The organism is Bacillus sp. GZB (assembly GCF_001975995.1).
GTDB lineage: Bacteria > Bacillota > Bacilli > Bacillales > Bacillaceae > Bacillus > Bacillus velezensis.
Genome location: NZ_MTQG01000017.1, coordinates 866,241 through 880,323, shown reverse-complemented (window position 1 = coordinate 880,323; position 14,083 = coordinate 866,241). Strand labels below are relative to the sequence as shown.

Sequence of the window (14,083 nt, the reverse complement as noted above, 5' to 3'; positions counted from 1 at the left end):
GCTGGAAAGCGAAAGGCTTAGCGGCTTTTTATCGGCCGCTTCCATTTGATCTGTGAAAAGGTAAACAAAAGCAATGCTGCCCATATACAAATGAAGGTAAACGCTTTTTGCCCGGAAAACGGTTCATGATACACAAATACGCCGAGCATAAGGGTAATGGTCGGCGCTATATATTGCAAAATGCCGACTTGATACAGCGGCAGACGCTTTGCCCCCTCTGCAAACAGCAACAGCGGCAGGGCCGTAAATACGCCTGCGAAAAATAGGAGCGCCCATGTTCCTGCCCCCAAGGACCCGGAAGTGCTCCCGTCAGCTGTATATCCTAAATAAATAAGTGCAGCCGGGGTAATCAAAAGCGTCTCCAGCGTCAGTCCCATCGTGCTGGACATGCGGGTTCTTTTTTTGCATAAGCCGTACAGGCCGAAGCTGAATGCAAGCAGCAATGCGATATAAGGAACCGCGCCATATTGAAACGCAGATATGATCACGGCCGCCCCGGCAATAGAAACGGCTGCTGTTTGCATCTTGTTAAGCTTTTCTTTTAAGAATAGGATGCCCAAAAGAACGGAAACGAGCGGATTAATGTAATACCCGAGACTTGCTTCAAGCAAAAAGCCGTGATTGACGGCCCATATGTACACAAACCAATTAACGGAAATTAAAACGGAAGCGAAAAAAAGCGCCAGCAGGCCCCCTTCCGATTTCAAAAGACGCAGTTCACGCCATCCGGTTTTCCACTTCTTAAGCACAGTTAAAAGCACACACATGAAAACAAATGACCATAAAATCCGGTGAGCTAAAATGTCCAATGCAGGTATTTGTTCAAGAAGTTTCCAATAGACCGGAAACAGCCCCCACATGGCGAAAGAACAAGCGGTATAAATGATTCCTTTTCTTGCGTTATTCCCTTGCACGGCCTTCCCCTACCTTTCTGTAAACAGATTATATTATATCACGGGAAGCTTCCGGCGGGCATATACTATGTTGTCCGTTAAGAAAGGGTGAGATGCCGTGTTTGATTGGAACAAATATTTTCCCTTCCAAAATCAGTTCTCTAAAGAAACGTTTAAAAATGCTGATCCGAAAGATGTCGAGACATATGTCAACCGAGTGATGGAAAGCGTATTCGGCGCCGGTTATGCCGGACAGTTCCCTTTTCGCGATCCCATGTCCAAAAATGCCGAGCCGGTCGAAGCGGAACCGCCCAAGCCGGAAATTGACCTGTTTGAAACATCCGATCATGTTTTTGCGAAAATTCCAGCAGAACAAGAGGAACTCGACCGTATCAGGATTAAGCATACGTCACACAGCCTCGTTGTAGAGAACAGCAGTCTGGGAGAAGGAAAAAAAGAAATCGTCCTTCCGAGCCTCGTCAAACGAAAAGGAACAAAAGCAGTCTATAAAGACGGGATGATTGAAGTTATGTTTTCAAAACAGGAAGACTACAATCTATCGGAAGTGGAGATTTTAAGATAAAAAAACGGCCCGCGAGATGCAGGCCGTTTTTTCTTTAATAAAATGGCGGATAACCGCCGGCTCCCGGCCCGAAACCGCCGTATGGGACGCCTCCGTATCCGTAACCGGCGAACCCGTACGGATAGCGGGGTCTTGTAAAACCTGTGGCAATCACGCCTCCGAGAAGACCGCCTAAAAATCCGCCGAATAAAGGAGCGCCGAACAAAAAAGGACTTCTCGCCGGAAATCCGGCAGGACCGAAATTCCCGCGATACAATGCATGACGAGGGTACATGTTTTTCCTCCTTTATGTCTGCCTATTCTTAAGCGTATTCATAAAATGAGGAAATTGATTGGGCGATTGTAACAACATGTGCCTCTCTCTGATATTGCATTAATGCATAAACATTTTGGTTATAATTTGATTGCATTTTGATTAACTGTTATACTTTTTTACAAGTTGCGACATGATATAAAACCATCAGGGGGAATAAAATATGCCATTACTTCGTTTTGACGTTATTGAAGGCCGGGATGACGCAGCATTAAAAAAATTACTAGATACCGCCCATTACGCCATGGTTAAAGCTTTTGACGTCCCTGTAACGGACCGTTATCAGATCGTTCACCAGCATCGGCCTCATGAGCTTATCATTGAAGATACCGGGCTCGGTTTCAAAAGAAGCAAAGATCTTGTCATCATCAGCATTGTCAGCAAAGCGCGCACCGAACATCAAAAAGAAACATTATATCAACTGATGGCTGATCAGCTTAAAACAGAATGCGGCATATCACCCGAGGACGTCATGATTTCCATTACGGAAAACGGGAACGCCGATTGGAGCTTCGGGCTTGGTGAGGCTCAGTTTTTAACCGGGAAACTGTAAAAGGCCTCCCCGCTTGTACTGAATGATTGCAAACTGAATAAAAGAGGGATGTATGTTGGTTAGTGAGTTGTACCCTTGTTTGATATGCGGATTTAAAGGATTAGAGACAAGTCCCGTTTATAATGGCGAATATCAAAAAACATTTGATATTTGCCCCTGCTGCGGGTTTGAATTCGGCTACAGCGAGGACCATGACGTAAGCTTAGGGTTTATTGTAACGCCTGATCATTTAATTGAAGCAGCATTTCAGTTATACCGGAAACAGTGGATTGAGGGAGGAATGAAACTATTTTCTCCAAATGATGTTCCGGCGGAATGTAAAAATGATCATTTCCTTACATTCGATGCTTTATTAAAGCAATTAAAAGGCTTGAACCTCAATCTGAACAATTTTGATATTAATGGTTTTTATGACGAGTAAACATTATCATTAAGAAAAGGCTGCCTTGGGCAGCCTTTGTTATTCATCACATGTGTCGTTGGCAGATCCCCCGGGCTCGCAAAAACTGTCTGCCCATTTTTGCATTTCCTGAAAAACGGCTTGCAGGGCCAAGCCTTTATCAGTCAGTTTATAAATGACTTTGACAGGTGTTTCAGGCAGCACCTGACGCTCGACGATTTCATTTTGTTCCAGCTCTTTGAGCCGCTCAGCGAGCATTTTCTGGCTGATTGTCGGTATCGTTACGGTCATATCTTTAAATCGTTTCGGCCCGTCCATCAGTACATGGATAATGAGGCCGTTCCAGCGCTTTCCCAAAAGGGAAAAAGCGGATTCCATTTTAGGACACATTGTATATCCCACGTGAGTTCATCCCTTCATCTATGAATTGACAAGTTTTTTGTGATCCATTAAAATTAGTTTCCGAGTTACATTTAGTAAGCTTCTAACTTTTCTATTATGATAACACGTTTATCCGAAGGAGGAAACATGATGACATCCGTATTAGACGTTTTAAAAGAACGCGCATCTGTTAAAGAATACGATAAAGACGCGGTCATTACAAAAGAGGAGTTAACAGAACTCCTTGAAATCACAACGCAAGCGCCTTCCGCCTGGAACCTTCAGCATTGGCATTTTCAAGTCTTTCACAGTGATGAAGCAAAAGCTGCCCTGCTTCCGGTTGCTTTTAATCAAAAACAGATTATTGATTCATCAGCAGTTATTGCCGTATTAGGCGACTTAAAAGCAAATGAAAATGGTGAAGACGTTTATGCTGAACTGGCTGAGCAAGGCAATATCACAGAAGAGATTAAACAAACGCTTTTAGGCCAGATTAACGGTGCATACCAAAATGATCAGTTTGCCCGTGATTCAGCATTTTTAAACGCTTCTTTAGCAGCGATGCAGCTGATGCTTGCCGCTAAAGCAAAAGGCTACGACACTTGCGCGATCGGCGGATTCAATAAAGAGCAATTCGTTAAGGAATTCGACGTGAGCGAGCGTTTCGTGCCCGTCATGCTGATTTCAATCGGTAAAGCCGTTAAGCCGGCGCATAAAAGCAACCGGCTGCCTGTATCTAAAGTGTCAACTTGGCTGTAAGATGAAAGAAACCCTTAGTCCGCTTAAGCAGACTAAGGGTTTTTTATAGGAATCGCTCACTGTACCAGGTTCGTGCCTGCTCTGCTTCCTGCTGTGTGAGCTGATGACCGCCCTCCTGCCATTCAAGAGCGACGGATGCATGAGCATCTGTCAGATACTGATAAAGCTCCTCCGATTCTTCTTTTGTACATAGGGGATCGCGTTTTCCCGCACCGATAAACACAGGCAGACCTTCCATATCAGGCAGCTTCACTCCGCGTATCGGCACCATCGGATGATGCAGAACCGCTCCTTTCAGTACATCTTTATAATGAAACAAAAGACTTGCTGCAATATTGGCGCCGTTTGAATAGCCGGCAGCAATCACGTTTTCTCTGCTGAATCCGTACATTTGCGCCGCTTCCTCAATAAAATTCTTTAATTCTTCCGTCCGTTCAATTAAATCTTTCTCGTCAAATACGCCTTCTTTCAGCCGCTTAAAAAAACGGGGCATGCCGTTTTCCGACACTGATCCTCTGACCCCAAGCAGACTTGCGTTCGGATCGATAAAACGTCCGAGCGACAGAAGATCATGTTCATTTCCTCCCGTTCCGTGCAAAAGCAGCAGAACATTTTCTGACGTTCCCTGTTCAAACACATGTTTCATCATCATTCTCCTTTCTCCATTTTGGGCAGAACAGCTGTAATCTGGCTGCGATGCTCTTCCAGCCATTCCGGAAGCTTCAGCTCTGTTCCGAGATTTTCAAAGGATTCATCCGTCATAAAGCCCGGTTCATCGGTTGCCATTTCAAATAAAATGCCGCCGCTTTCCCTGAAATAGATTGATGTAAAGTAAGACCTGTCAAGAATGTCAGATGAAGCAAGATGAGAATCAGCAAGAATATCCTTCCATTTCGCCTGCTCTTTTTCGCTAGTGCGGAAAGCGACATGATGAACTGTCCCGTAACCGCCGATACCTGTTTCTTTCGGCGCAAGGTCAACATCTATAATATGTCCGATCCGCGCCTCCGATTGCAGCCTGACAATCTGATGTTCTTCTCCTGTCTTTGAATAACCGAAGCGTTCTATGAGAAATTGAATGGTTGCTTCAGGACGGTACGAGTACAGAAGAACACCTCTCATGCCTGTGATCGCTTCTTTTTCGGTAATGCCCGGAGGCGTCCATTCACTCTGTCCGCTTCTTTCATCTTCCATTATGGCAAGCGGCAGGTCTTCTGTATCATTAAAGAGAAGCACTTGTTCAGACAGCATGATCTGTTCTTTTACAGACAAGCCGTTTTCTTCAAGCCGGCGCTTCCAAAACGCGAGTGCTCCTTTCGGCACGGAGAAATAAATTCTTCCGGCCTGCCCTTTTCCCACGGTTCCCGGGCGGCTTCCCTGAAAAGGAAAAAATGTAATAATTGTGCCCGGCTCTCCGTTTTGGTTGCCGAAATAAAAGTGATAAGTGGCCGGGTCGTCAAAATTAACGGTTTTTTTAACGAGCCGCAAACCCAGCACTTCAGTATAAAACCGTAGATTTTCAGCAGGATCTTTTGCAAATGCGGTAACATGGTGCAATCCTTGTGTATTCAATGTATTCACTCCTAAATATCTTGATTTCGAGATATTAACTATTCTAATTTAATATGAATGAAGATGCAACTAAAGTGTTTCAGTTAAAAAAGTAATAGAATTCTTTTTTTTCTGAAAAATATCTTGTGATCTTATCTGACACCTGCTATGATAAGGAGCATTATCAAGTTTCAGGAGGAAAGTAAATGGTCAGAAAAGCACTAATTTTCGTTCTCATCTTAATCCCTTTCAGCCAGCTGGCCCTGCTGTCAGCCGCTAATCGGGTTCATCCGATCATTATCGGGCTGCCTTTTTTTCATTTCTGGCTGCTTTTATGGATCGCAGTCACTCCATTATGTTCGTTTCTTATTTATAGGCTGCAGAAGAAACAAGGAGGACTGGACTGATGCCCGCAAATATAACAGCATTGATCATTACAGCCATCATCGTTTTAACCGTTGTCTGCATCGGCTTTATAGCCGGGAGAGACAAATCATCACGCACTTCTGTTGAGGAATGGTCTGTCGGCGGCAGACGGTTCGGGGGGCTCCTCGTCTGGTTTTTAGTCGGCGCGGATCTTTATACGGCTTATACGTTTTTAGGCTTAACAAGCACAGCCTACACAGGGGGAAGCGTTGCTTTTTTTGCAATCCCGTATTCTGTTTTGGCGTATTTTATCGCTTATTTCTTTCTGCCGAAGCTGTGGAAAGTGGCAAAAATACACAAATTAACGACGCTTGCCGATTATGCCCGTGAGCGTTTTGACAGTAAACTTTTGGCCAGTCTTGTCGCCATTGTCGGCGTTCTCATGCTCATTCCTTATATTTGTCTCCAGCTAAGCGGAATTCAAGATACGCTTCAGGTGGCCGGAACGGGTGTCATTAATGTCAATATGGTCGTCATCATCTCTTTTATTCTTGTAGCGCTGTATACTTTTTTCAGCGGAATTAAAGGGCCGACCTTTACGGCGATTATTAAAGACATTCTGGTATGGGTGATTATGCTGTTTATGGTCGTCTCACTCCCGCTGATCCATTTTCACGGCTGGACGCCGATGATTCACACTCTGGCTGAAAAAGCGCCGCAAATGCTGACTATCCCGGACTCGGGGCCGAAAGGAATTCCTTGGTTTATCACAGCTTCCATCGTATCTGCGCTGGCGCTCTTTATGTGGGCGCATGCGGCAACCGGCGTATTTACGGCAAAAAGCGCAGATGCCGTCCGCAAAAACAGCATGTTTCTGCCGCTTTATAATATTGTTTTGATTCTTGTTATTTTTCTCGGCTTTATCGCGTTTCTTGTCCTGCCGGAAGATACCAATCCGCGGCTCGCTTTATTGAAGCTGATTCAAACGTCTTACGGCGGAGTCGCGCAGGGCTTTGCTTACTCCACGATCGCCCTTGCGTCATTGATTCCCTGCTCTATCATGGCCATCGGAGCATCAAACTTATTTGCGAATAACTTATATCGGGATTTGATTCACCCGAATGTGTCACCAAGCAAGCTGACGATGATCACCCGTTCAATGGTATTTGTCGTCATCGGGCTCGCGCTTTTATTCGGCATGCTGTTCCCGACTGCGCTCGTTACCCTTCAGCTTCTCGGTGTTTCCGGCATGGTTCAGATCTTTCCGGCTATCGCCGTCAGTCTGTTTTGGAAGAATCAAACGAAAGAAGCGACAATTATCGGTCTTCTCGTCGGTCTTATCGTGACATTCACGGTAAATATCACCCAATCCGCCCACGGTATATATGAAGGCTTTTGGGGTTTGACCGCTAACATGGCAGCCGTTATTATCCTTAACCCGTTTTTTGTAAAAAAAGCGGCTTCAAACGCCGTCAAAGACGGTTTATTCAATCAAGCGCCTTCTGATCAACTGAACCAAAAAGGCGCTTAACAGAAAGAAGCCGGCACGTAAATGTGCCGGTTATTTACTTTTTTCACTTCCATTTGTAGGTAGCCACAGTTTTAGCCGGGATGACAGCTTCAAACTGCCGATTTTCTGAAACGACATGGAATTTTTGATCGGCGGATGTCTGGTTGATTACGACTGTCACAATGGATTGATCAGGATTAAGGAACGATACATTCGAGACTGTGTTTTTGGAGCCGTAATTACTTTCTATCCGCTTTGCTCCCCGGTCGATAAATTTTGAAAAGTTGCCTGTCATATGAAAGATCGGGATATTCCAATAGCGGTCAGGGTTTTTAGCATCCTGAATAAACAGCGTCGGGTCCGGGGTGCCTATCCAATGATGCGTCTTGATTTGACTGTCGAGCATCGTCACCCACGCATTGTAGCTCGACGCGCCGTTGCGGAAATACTGCGCGATCCGGTCCGCCCCTGCCGTCCCCCAGACAGACCGCTCCGTTAAGTGAATAGATTGATCAGGATATCTCTTTCCGATTTCCGACATGACGGAAAGGTCACCGTCATAATCGTGAAAAGCGATGCCGTCTGCCGCCCGGTTTCCTTTTTTATCATCTAAAATCGGCGGAATATAGTTCCACGCCCCGCTCGCATTGTGATCATAAATCCAAATTTTCGTGTCAATTACGTGTTTTTTCATTTCTTTTTTTAAGGCCAGTGCCAGTTTGCGCTGCTGAGACGGCGGCATATACATGCTCGGATAGTCGATTTCCAGCAAAGGTTCATTTTGAAGGGTCATGGCATAAATCGGAATTCCCTGCTTTTCGTACGCCTCAATAAATTTGCGGAAGTAAACGGCCAGTTCGCCGATATATTTATCTTTCAGCTTTCCCCGCTTGAGGTTTTCATTCGTTTTCATCCAAGCCGGCGGGCTCCACGGCGAGGCGATGATTTTCAGTTCCGGATTTATCGCCAGCGCTTCCTTGATGGTTGCTGTAATGTGTAAATCAATATCCTTTTGAATCGAGAAATGACGGAGCTTAGGATCTGTTTGGCCTTCAGGCATATCGTCATACGTATAAAATTCCTGTGCCGTAAAATCAGATGTCCCGATCGTTATGCGCATAACGTCCATTCCGATACCATCTTTGGGATCAACCAGTTTTTTCAGCACTTCTTTTCTTTTTGCGGGTGTCATTTTTGATAAGTTATGGATTGTGGATTCTTCCAGGGACGATCCTACGCCTAACACACTTTGATAGCGGCGCGACGGATCAATATACACAGCGGCGGAGTCAGAAGCCTTCTTTTTTGTCAATGTAAGCGGTGTTTGTTCGTCTAAGGCGTATTTCACTTCTAGCGGCCCGTCATACCACGTACGGGAAGCCGGATCTTTTTCAGAACTGAACCACACCCTTACTTTGTTTTTGTCTGAAGCCTTCCGATCAGCCGCATACACTTCGGTTTCCATGCTGCTTGATATGAAAAAGAAAAACATAAGAAAAACCAGCGTCATGTGCAGACCTTTTTTAAAAAACATGAACCACCATCCCTTTCCTTATTTTTATAAGCGATTCTAAATGAAAAGCCGGACAGTCACCTCCTTCCCGCTTAAATGAATGCGTTTTCAAAATTACTGATAAAAAGCAGGCTTCACACGACGGTGAAGCCTTCCCTTTTTACACCTTTAGGATACATATGAACCGTTTGTTTCAATCACTTTTTTATACCATTCAAATGAGTCTTTCTTAAGCCGCCTCATTGAACCGTTGCCTTCATTATCCCGATCAACATAAATCATGCCGTAGCGTTTTTTCATTTCTCCGGTTGTAAATGACACGATATCAATAATTCCCCATGGTGTATAGCCCATTACATCCACACCATCATATGTGATTGCTTTTTTCAAAGCTTTTATATGTGACGATAAATATTCAATTCTTGAAGTGTCATGAATTGAACCGTCCTCTTCTAATGTGTCGATGGCGCCGAATCCGTTTTCCACGATAAATAATGGAATCTGATAGCGGTCGTATAAGCGGTTTAATGTGTACCGTAAACCGGTCGGGTCAATCGCCCAGCCCCAATCACTCGCTGTAATATAAGGATTGTCCACGCCGTTTGGCAATCCTCCGTTTACGACATCCCCGGTATTATCGTTTGATACATCACTTTTTACGGTTGTAGACATGTAATAGCTGAATCCGAGGTAGTCCACTCGGCCGTTTTTCAAAATCTCTTCATCACCGTCTTCAAAGTGTATCTGATAGCCTTCTCTTTCAAATTCTTTTAACGCATAGCTTGGATAATATCCGCGAACCTGCACGTCCGGGAAGAAAAAACGCTGTCTCATCGTTTCTTCAGCCAGCATCACATCATCGGGATGAGATGAGTACGGGTAAATCGGAACATGTGATACCATGGCGCCGATCCTGAACTCGGGATTGATTTTCCTTCCCTTCGAAACAGCCAATGCGCTTGCCAGCAGTTCGTGATGGCCGGCCTGATACATGACTTCTTTTGCGTTTTCGTTTTCTTTGACGGCGACGCCCGAGTTCGTCCATAAAAAGATCGGATTATTCACATCCATCTTATTATTGATTTCGTTAAACGTCATCCAATACTTCACCTTATGTTTATAGCGTTCAAAACACACTTCAGCGAATTTTACAAAAAATCCGACTGTTTTTCTGTTTCTGAAACCGCCGTATTCCCTCGCCAAATGGAGCGGCATCTCAAAATGTGACAACGTGATTACCGGTTCAATCCCATGTTTCAGCAATTCATCAAACACCCGGTCGTAAAAAGCCAATCCTTCCTCATTGGGCTCGGCTTCATCACCTTTAGGAAAAATTCTGCTCCAGCCGATGGACGTTCTTAAACATTTCAGACCCAGCTCGCTGAATAACGCGATGTCTTCTTTATAACGATGATAAAAATCGATCGCTTCATGATTCGGATAAAATTCCCGCTCTTCAATTGTATCTGTTATTTTCCGGGGCACACCATGCGCCCCTGCCGTCATGACGTCCACTACACTCGGCCCCTTGCCGCCTTTATTCCATCCCCCTTCAAATTGGTGGGCGGCGAGAGCGCCTCCCCATAAAAAATCTTTTGGCAATGTCCCCATCGTTTATATCCTCCTTTATTTGACTGCGGCTTGCATGCCGAATAAATGCACTGCAGCCACTTCAAGCATCCGCTTCGCAAGTGTAGAAGAAATCCTGCCTTCATTTTCATATTATACGTTTATATTATAATTGTACCGGTATAATTTATCAATACATAAACAATTATAGTTAATTTACGAAATGGCTTTTAAAAACGATTATGCTATAATTCTGAAAGAAGCGGGACAATAAATGAATGAGGAATGTATATGTTAAAATACCAGCAAATCGCGATAGATATTGAAAAATACATAGAAGAACATCAGCTGCAGCAAGGGGATAAACTGCCTGTGCTGCAAACCTTAATGACCCGGTTTAACGTGAGCAAAAGCACGATCACCAAGTCCTTAGATTTATTAGAAAAAAAGGGGATTGTGTTTCAAGTGAGGGGAAGCGGCATTTTTGTCAGACGGAATAAAAGAAAAGGGTATATCAGTCTGCTTTCTAATCAGGGATTTAAAGAATCACTTGAAGATTTTAATGTCACTTCCAAATTATTAGCGCTGGAAGTGAGAAAACCCACGCCTGAGGCTGCCCAAAATCTGAATATGCCGCCTGACGGCGACGTGTATTATGTCAAGCGAATCCGATATATTGACGGGCTGACATTGTGTATCGAAGAGTCATTTTACAACAAATCGATTATTACGTATTTGAATAAAGAGATCGTGGCAGAATCAATATTTGATTATATTCGAGAAGGTCTCGGGTTAAAGCGCGGTTTTTCAGATTTATATCTGTACGCGGGGATGTTAAATGAGGAAGAAGCGGAGTACTTAGGTCTGTTTACAGGAGCGCCTAAGCTTTGCGTTGAAACGATTTTTCATTTAACCAACGGCCAGCCGTTTGACTACTCAAAAGTCACCTATCACTATGAGCAATCACAGTTTTTCATTCAGGCGAACAGCCACCTTTTTGAACAGGAAACGACATAAGACGGGCTTTTCGCAAACAAAAAACACCCAATGCGCGAGCGGCGCATCGGGTGTTTTTTACTATTTCATATTCTTATTTAATGTTTCAACGGCTTTTTTCATTTGTGTATCGTTGTCCGCAAGCTGTTTTTGCAAATCCGTCATCAATTTTGCCGTTGTGTCTCCCGTTACAATGCCTGTTTGTTTCAGTTTCTCTTTTGCTTGGAATTGTTTAACGGCTTGTTCAAATGCTTTATCATACGTGCCGTTTACATTCACGCTGTACCCCAGCGCTTTCAGCATTTTTTGCGCATTGGTGACGGTGGTTCCGGAATCCCCGTATTTGTATGTTTTTTTCGCATCTAAATACGGCAGGTTCGCATATTCAGGAAGCTTAACCTGATATTGCGGTTTGATGCCTTTTTTATGAATCCACTCTCCGTCCGCTGTCAGCCATTTAGCGATTGTCAGTTTAACGGTAGAACCGTCGCTGTAATCTTTTGCCGTCTGCACGGTTCCTTTTCCGAACGTTTTCTCGCCGATCAGCGGAATGCCCGATGATTCATGCAGCGCAGCCGACATGATTTCCGCGGCGCTCGCGGTGCCGTCATTGACGAGGACGACTGTCGGTTTTGTCACTTTGCGCTCTTTCGTCGCTTTCATGACCTCTTTCGTGCCGTCTTTGTATTCGACCTGCATGATATTTTTCCCTTTATCGATAAACATGTTGCTCATTTTGATGGCTTCATCCATCAGTCCGCCCGGGTTGCCCCTTAAATCGAGAATGTATCCTTTCGCTCCTTGTTTTTCGAGGCTGTCAATGGCTGAATTCAGCTCTTTTGCCGTCGATTCGGAGAAGGATGTGATTTGGATTTCGCCGATGTCTCCTTTTTTCATTTCAGAGTACACCGTTTCAACCGGGATGGTGTCACGTTTGATCGACAGGTTCAGATCGCCGACACCCGCTCTGTGCAGCACAAGCTTGACGTTTGTTCCCTTTTTGCCGCGGATTAATGCGACTGCTTCGTTTACATTAAGGCCTTTAACGCTTTTGCCGTTGACCTTCAAGATCTGGTCATTCGGTTTAACCCCCGCTTTTTCTGCGGGTGACCCTTTAATCGGCGATACGATCAGGATGCTTCCGTCCTTTTCTTCCACTTGTGCGCCGATGCCTTCAAACGAAGCAGAAATTGTTTCTTCAAAAGACTTTCCTTCCTGCGGGTCCATATAAGAAGAATATGGATCATCCAGGGAACTGATCATGCCTTTTATCGCTCCGTCTACTAATTTGCTGTCATCTGTTTTTTGATAGTAATCACTTTTAATCTGCTCGTAGGCTTTATTGAATTTCTCAAATTTGCTGTTCGTCAAAGCAGCCGAGCCTTGTCCGAAAATGGTCGTATTGCCCGTGATAAACAGCGTAAGCGCCGAGGCTGCGACCGCAGTGATCAATATAATAAAAAACAGTTTAAATTGCCGCTTCAAGAAAACACCACCTTTTTATTCTTACATTATTATCATAGACGAACGCTCATTCGTCAACTTCAAACGTGAGGCGCCCTTCTTTCCCGTTTACCCAAACCTATGCTTTTCTCTCAACATATGCTGAGGAAAAAAGGAGGATTCGGCCTTTGAGCAAATATTTAGAAATGCTGTCCTTATTCGGAGTCGGAGGGGCTCACCCCGGCGGGCTCGCTTTTTCCAAAGCCGTTCTCACAAAAGCGGCTCCTCCTCCTGGCGAACCGATTCTTGACGCCGGCTGCGGAACGGGACAGACGGCCGCTTATCTCGGCCACCTGCTGTACCCCGTCACCTGTGTTGATAAGGATCCCCTTATGCTTGAAAAAGCAGCAAAACGATTTGCCGCTGAAGGCTTAACCATTCCGGGCTATTTGGCGGAGCTTGAGCGGCTTCCGTTTGCTGAAAATCAATTTTCCGCCGTTCTTTCCGAATCAGTTCTCACCTTTTCAAATCTTGATTCATCGCTGTCTGAAATCCTGCGGGTCCTTAAACCCGGGGGTATGCTGATCGGCATTGAAGCTGCTTTACAAAAGCCCATGCCGGAAAACGCCATCACGCAGATAAAAGACTTCTACGGTTTTACCGTATTGCAGGATGAAACGGCATGGAAACAGAGATTGCTTCAGCAAGGCTTTCAGAAAGCGGATTTCATTCCCGCTCTCTATGAAAACAATGCGCAGGAGCCGACTACAGAAATGGATTTATCGCCCGTTATTCAGCCGGTTCACTACGATACGCTGACGGCTCATTACGAGCTTATGCAGACGTACCGTGAATATATGGGACACTGCGCTTTTGTCGCTTACAAGTAAAACGGCGATTGTCCTCCTGTTTTCGTCCAACCTTTTTACCGCACTCTATCATAAGCTGACATAGAAAGATAGGTTGGATAGGAGGAGAAAAGATGCAAAACTATTATCATCTTTGCCGGCAGCACCAGGGAAAAGTAGCAAGAATTACAGAACGAAACGGCAGAGTCCACGTCGGAAGAATCGTACGGGTGACTAACAGCAAAGTGTATATCGCCCCTGTCGGCGGCCGTCACAGAGGATACGGGTTCGGCTATTGGGGAGGCTGGGGAGGCTGGGGAGCAGCCTACGGTATCGGCCTTGGTTTGATTACCGGATTTGCGCTTGGAGGTTTACTCTTCTGGTAATAAAGAAAGCCCGCTTTCT

17 protein-coding genes are annotated in these 14,083 nt (G+C 44.9%); 9 read left to right on the top strand and 8 right to left on the bottom strand.

From position 1 onward, the window contains the following. Positions 1-17 precede the first annotated feature (17 nt). On the bottom strand, positions 18-914 hold the full coding sequence (rarD, locus tag BXO87_RS15505; RefSeq protein WP_029326150.1) for an EamA family transporter RarD: 897 nt from the start codon (positions 912-914) through the stop codon (positions 18-20). A gap of 97 nt (positions 915-1,011) precedes the next feature. Between rarD and BXO87_RS15500 the strand changes: the two genes are divergently transcribed. Then, complete coding sequence (locus BXO87_RS15500; RefSeq protein WP_012117757.1) at positions 1,012-1,476, top strand: hypothetical protein; 465 nt, start codon at positions 1,012-1,014, stop codon at positions 1,474-1,476. A gap of 34 nt (positions 1,477-1,510) precedes the next feature. Here the strand turns inward: BXO87_RS15500 and BXO87_RS15495 are convergent, their stop codons facing one another. Beyond that, entirely contained in the window at positions 1,511-1,750 is a 240-nt protein-coding gene (locus BXO87_RS15495; protein ID WP_003153736.1) for a hypothetical protein, read from the bottom strand. Positions 1,751-1,952: 202 nt separating this feature from the next. Here BXO87_RS15495 and BXO87_RS15490 point away from each other — a divergent pair, with 202 nt between their 5' ends. Continuing rightward, positions 1,953-2,342 (top strand): tautomerase family protein, encoded by a 390-nt coding sequence (locus BXO87_RS15490; protein ID WP_003153733.1) that lies wholly within the window; start codon positions 1,953-1,955, stop codon positions 2,340-2,342. A 52-nt stretch (positions 2,343-2,394) separates the two neighbouring features. Further along, a complete protein-coding gene (locus tag BXO87_RS15485; RefSeq protein WP_012117758.1) occupies positions 2,395-2,763 on the top strand; it encodes a hypothetical protein in 369 nt (122 codons plus the stop codon). 39 nt (positions 2,764-2,802) lie between these two features. Here the strand turns inward: BXO87_RS15485 and yodB are convergent, their stop codons facing one another. Further along, entirely contained in the window at positions 2,803-3,144 is a 342-nt protein-coding gene (gene yodB / locus BXO87_RS15480; RefSeq protein WP_038458455.1) for a transcriptional regulator YodB, read from the bottom strand. Positions 3,145-3,273: 129 nt separating this feature from the next. On the opposite strand from yodB, the gene BXO87_RS15475 reads away from it, so the two are divergent. Beyond that, positions 3,274-3,882 (top strand): nitroreductase family protein, encoded by a 609-nt coding sequence (locus BXO87_RS15475; RefSeq protein ID WP_003153727.1) that lies wholly within the window; start codon positions 3,274-3,276, stop codon positions 3,880-3,882. Positions 3,883-3,925: 43 nt separating this feature from the next. On the opposite strand, the gene BXO87_RS15470 is transcribed toward BXO87_RS15475, so the two are convergent. Next, positions 3,926-4,528: an alpha/beta hydrolase gene (locus BXO87_RS15470; RefSeq protein WP_032873391.1), complete on the bottom strand. Its 603-nt coding sequence runs from the start codon at positions 4,526-4,528 to the stop codon at positions 3,926-3,928. Between the two features lie 2 nt (positions 4,529-4,530). Further along, positions 4,531-5,454, bottom strand: a complete 924-nt coding sequence (locus BXO87_RS15465) for a ring-cleaving dioxygenase (protein ID WP_038458457.1) — start codon at positions 5,452-5,454, stop codon at positions 4,531-4,533. 185 nt (positions 5,455-5,639) lie between these two features. On the opposite strand from BXO87_RS15465, the gene BXO87_RS15460 reads away from it, so the two are divergent. Further along, positions 5,640-5,840, top strand: a complete 201-nt coding sequence (locus BXO87_RS15460; protein WP_007612000.1) for a DUF3311 domain-containing protein — start codon at positions 5,640-5,642, stop codon at positions 5,838-5,840. After that, positions 5,840-7,330 (top strand): sodium:solute symporter family protein, encoded by a 1,491-nt coding sequence (locus BXO87_RS15455; RefSeq protein ID WP_032873386.1) that lies wholly within the window; start codon positions 5,840-5,842, stop codon positions 7,328-7,330. Before BXO87_RS15460 ends, BXO87_RS15455 begins: the two co-directional genes overlap by 1 nt. A gap of 43 nt (positions 7,331-7,373) precedes the next feature. Here the strand turns inward: BXO87_RS15455 and BXO87_RS15450 are convergent, their stop codons facing one another. Both BXO87_RS15450 and bglA read right to left on the bottom strand, forming a co-directional pair. Beyond that, complete coding sequence (locus BXO87_RS15450; RefSeq protein ID WP_038458460.1) at positions 7,374-8,843, bottom strand: glycoside hydrolase family 30 protein; 1,470 nt, start codon at positions 8,841-8,843, stop codon at positions 7,374-7,376. Positions 8,844-8,990: 147 nt separating this feature from the next. Continuing rightward, positions 8,991-10,433, bottom strand: coding sequence for a 6-phospho-beta-glucosidase BglA (bglA, locus tag BXO87_RS15445; protein ID WP_038458463.1), 1,443 nt, complete (start codon positions 10,431-10,433; stop codon positions 8,991-8,993). A gap of 249 nt (positions 10,434-10,682) precedes the next feature. Here bglA and BXO87_RS15440 point away from each other — a divergent pair, with 249 nt between their 5' ends. Beyond that, complete coding sequence (locus tag BXO87_RS15440; RefSeq protein ID WP_014418133.1) at positions 10,683-11,408, top strand: GntR family transcriptional regulator; 726 nt, start codon at positions 10,683-10,685, stop codon at positions 11,406-11,408. A gap of 60 nt (positions 11,409-11,468) precedes the next feature. Here BXO87_RS15440 and ctpA read toward each other — a convergent pair whose 3' ends face one another. Next, positions 11,469-12,872 (bottom strand): carboxy-terminal processing protease CtpA, encoded by a 1,404-nt coding sequence (gene ctpA, locus BXO87_RS15435; protein WP_038458466.1) that lies wholly within the window; start codon positions 12,870-12,872, stop codon positions 11,469-11,471. 146 nt (positions 12,873-13,018) lie between these two features. On the opposite strand from ctpA, the gene BXO87_RS15430 reads away from it, so the two are divergent. After that, positions 13,019-13,720, top strand: coding sequence for a class I SAM-dependent methyltransferase (locus BXO87_RS15430; protein WP_032873377.1), 702 nt, complete (start codon positions 13,019-13,021; stop codon positions 13,718-13,720). Positions 13,721-13,812: 92 nt separating this feature from the next. Continuing rightward, a complete protein-coding gene (locus BXO87_RS15425) occupies positions 13,813-14,064 on the top strand; it encodes a hypothetical protein (protein ID WP_007612011.1) in 252 nt (83 codons plus the stop codon). Positions 14,065-14,083 lie beyond the last annotated feature (19 nt).

Excerpts from the sequence above, each read along its gene's own strand:
- BXO87_RS15495 (WP_003153736.1), bottom strand. The coding sequence starts at position 1,750 with ATGTACCCTCGTCATGCATTGTATCGCGGGAATTTCGGTCCTGCCGGA.
- BXO87_RS15490 (WP_003153733.1), top strand. The coding sequence starts at position 1,953 with ATGCCATTACTTCGTTTTGACGTTATTGAAGGCCGGGATGACGCAGCA.
- BXO87_RS15485 (WP_012117758.1), top strand. The coding sequence starts at position 2,395 with ATGTTGGTTAGTGAGTTGTACCCTTGTTTGATATGCGGATTTAAAGGA.
- BXO87_RS15475 (WP_003153727.1), top strand. The coding sequence starts at position 3,274 with ATGACATCCGTATTAGACGTTTTAAAAGAACGCGCATCTGTTAAAGAA.
- BXO87_RS15470 (WP_032873391.1), bottom strand. The coding sequence starts at position 4,528 with ATGAAACATGTGTTTGAACAGGGAACGTCAGAAAATGTTCTGCTGCTT.
- BXO87_RS15460 (WP_007612000.1), top strand. The coding sequence starts at position 5,640 with ATGGTCAGAAAAGCACTAATTTTCGTTCTCATCTTAATCCCTTTCAGC.
- BXO87_RS15455 (WP_032873386.1), top strand. The coding sequence starts at position 5,840 with ATGCCCGCAAATATAACAGCATTGATCATTACAGCCATCATCGTTTTA.
- BXO87_RS15450 (WP_038458460.1), bottom strand. The coding sequence starts at position 8,843 with ATGTTTTTTAAAAAAGGTCTGCACATGACGCTGGTTTTTCTTATGTTT.
- bglA (WP_038458463.1), bottom strand. The coding sequence starts at position 10,433 with ATGGGGACATTGCCAAAAGATTTTTTATGGGGAGGCGCTCTCGCCGCC.
- BXO87_RS15440 (WP_014418133.1), top strand. The coding sequence starts at position 10,683 with ATGTTAAAATACCAGCAAATCGCGATAGATATTGAAAAATACATAGAA.
- BXO87_RS15425 (WP_007612011.1), top strand. The coding sequence starts at position 13,813 with ATGCAAAACTATTATCATCTTTGCCGGCAGCACCAGGGAAAAGTAGCA.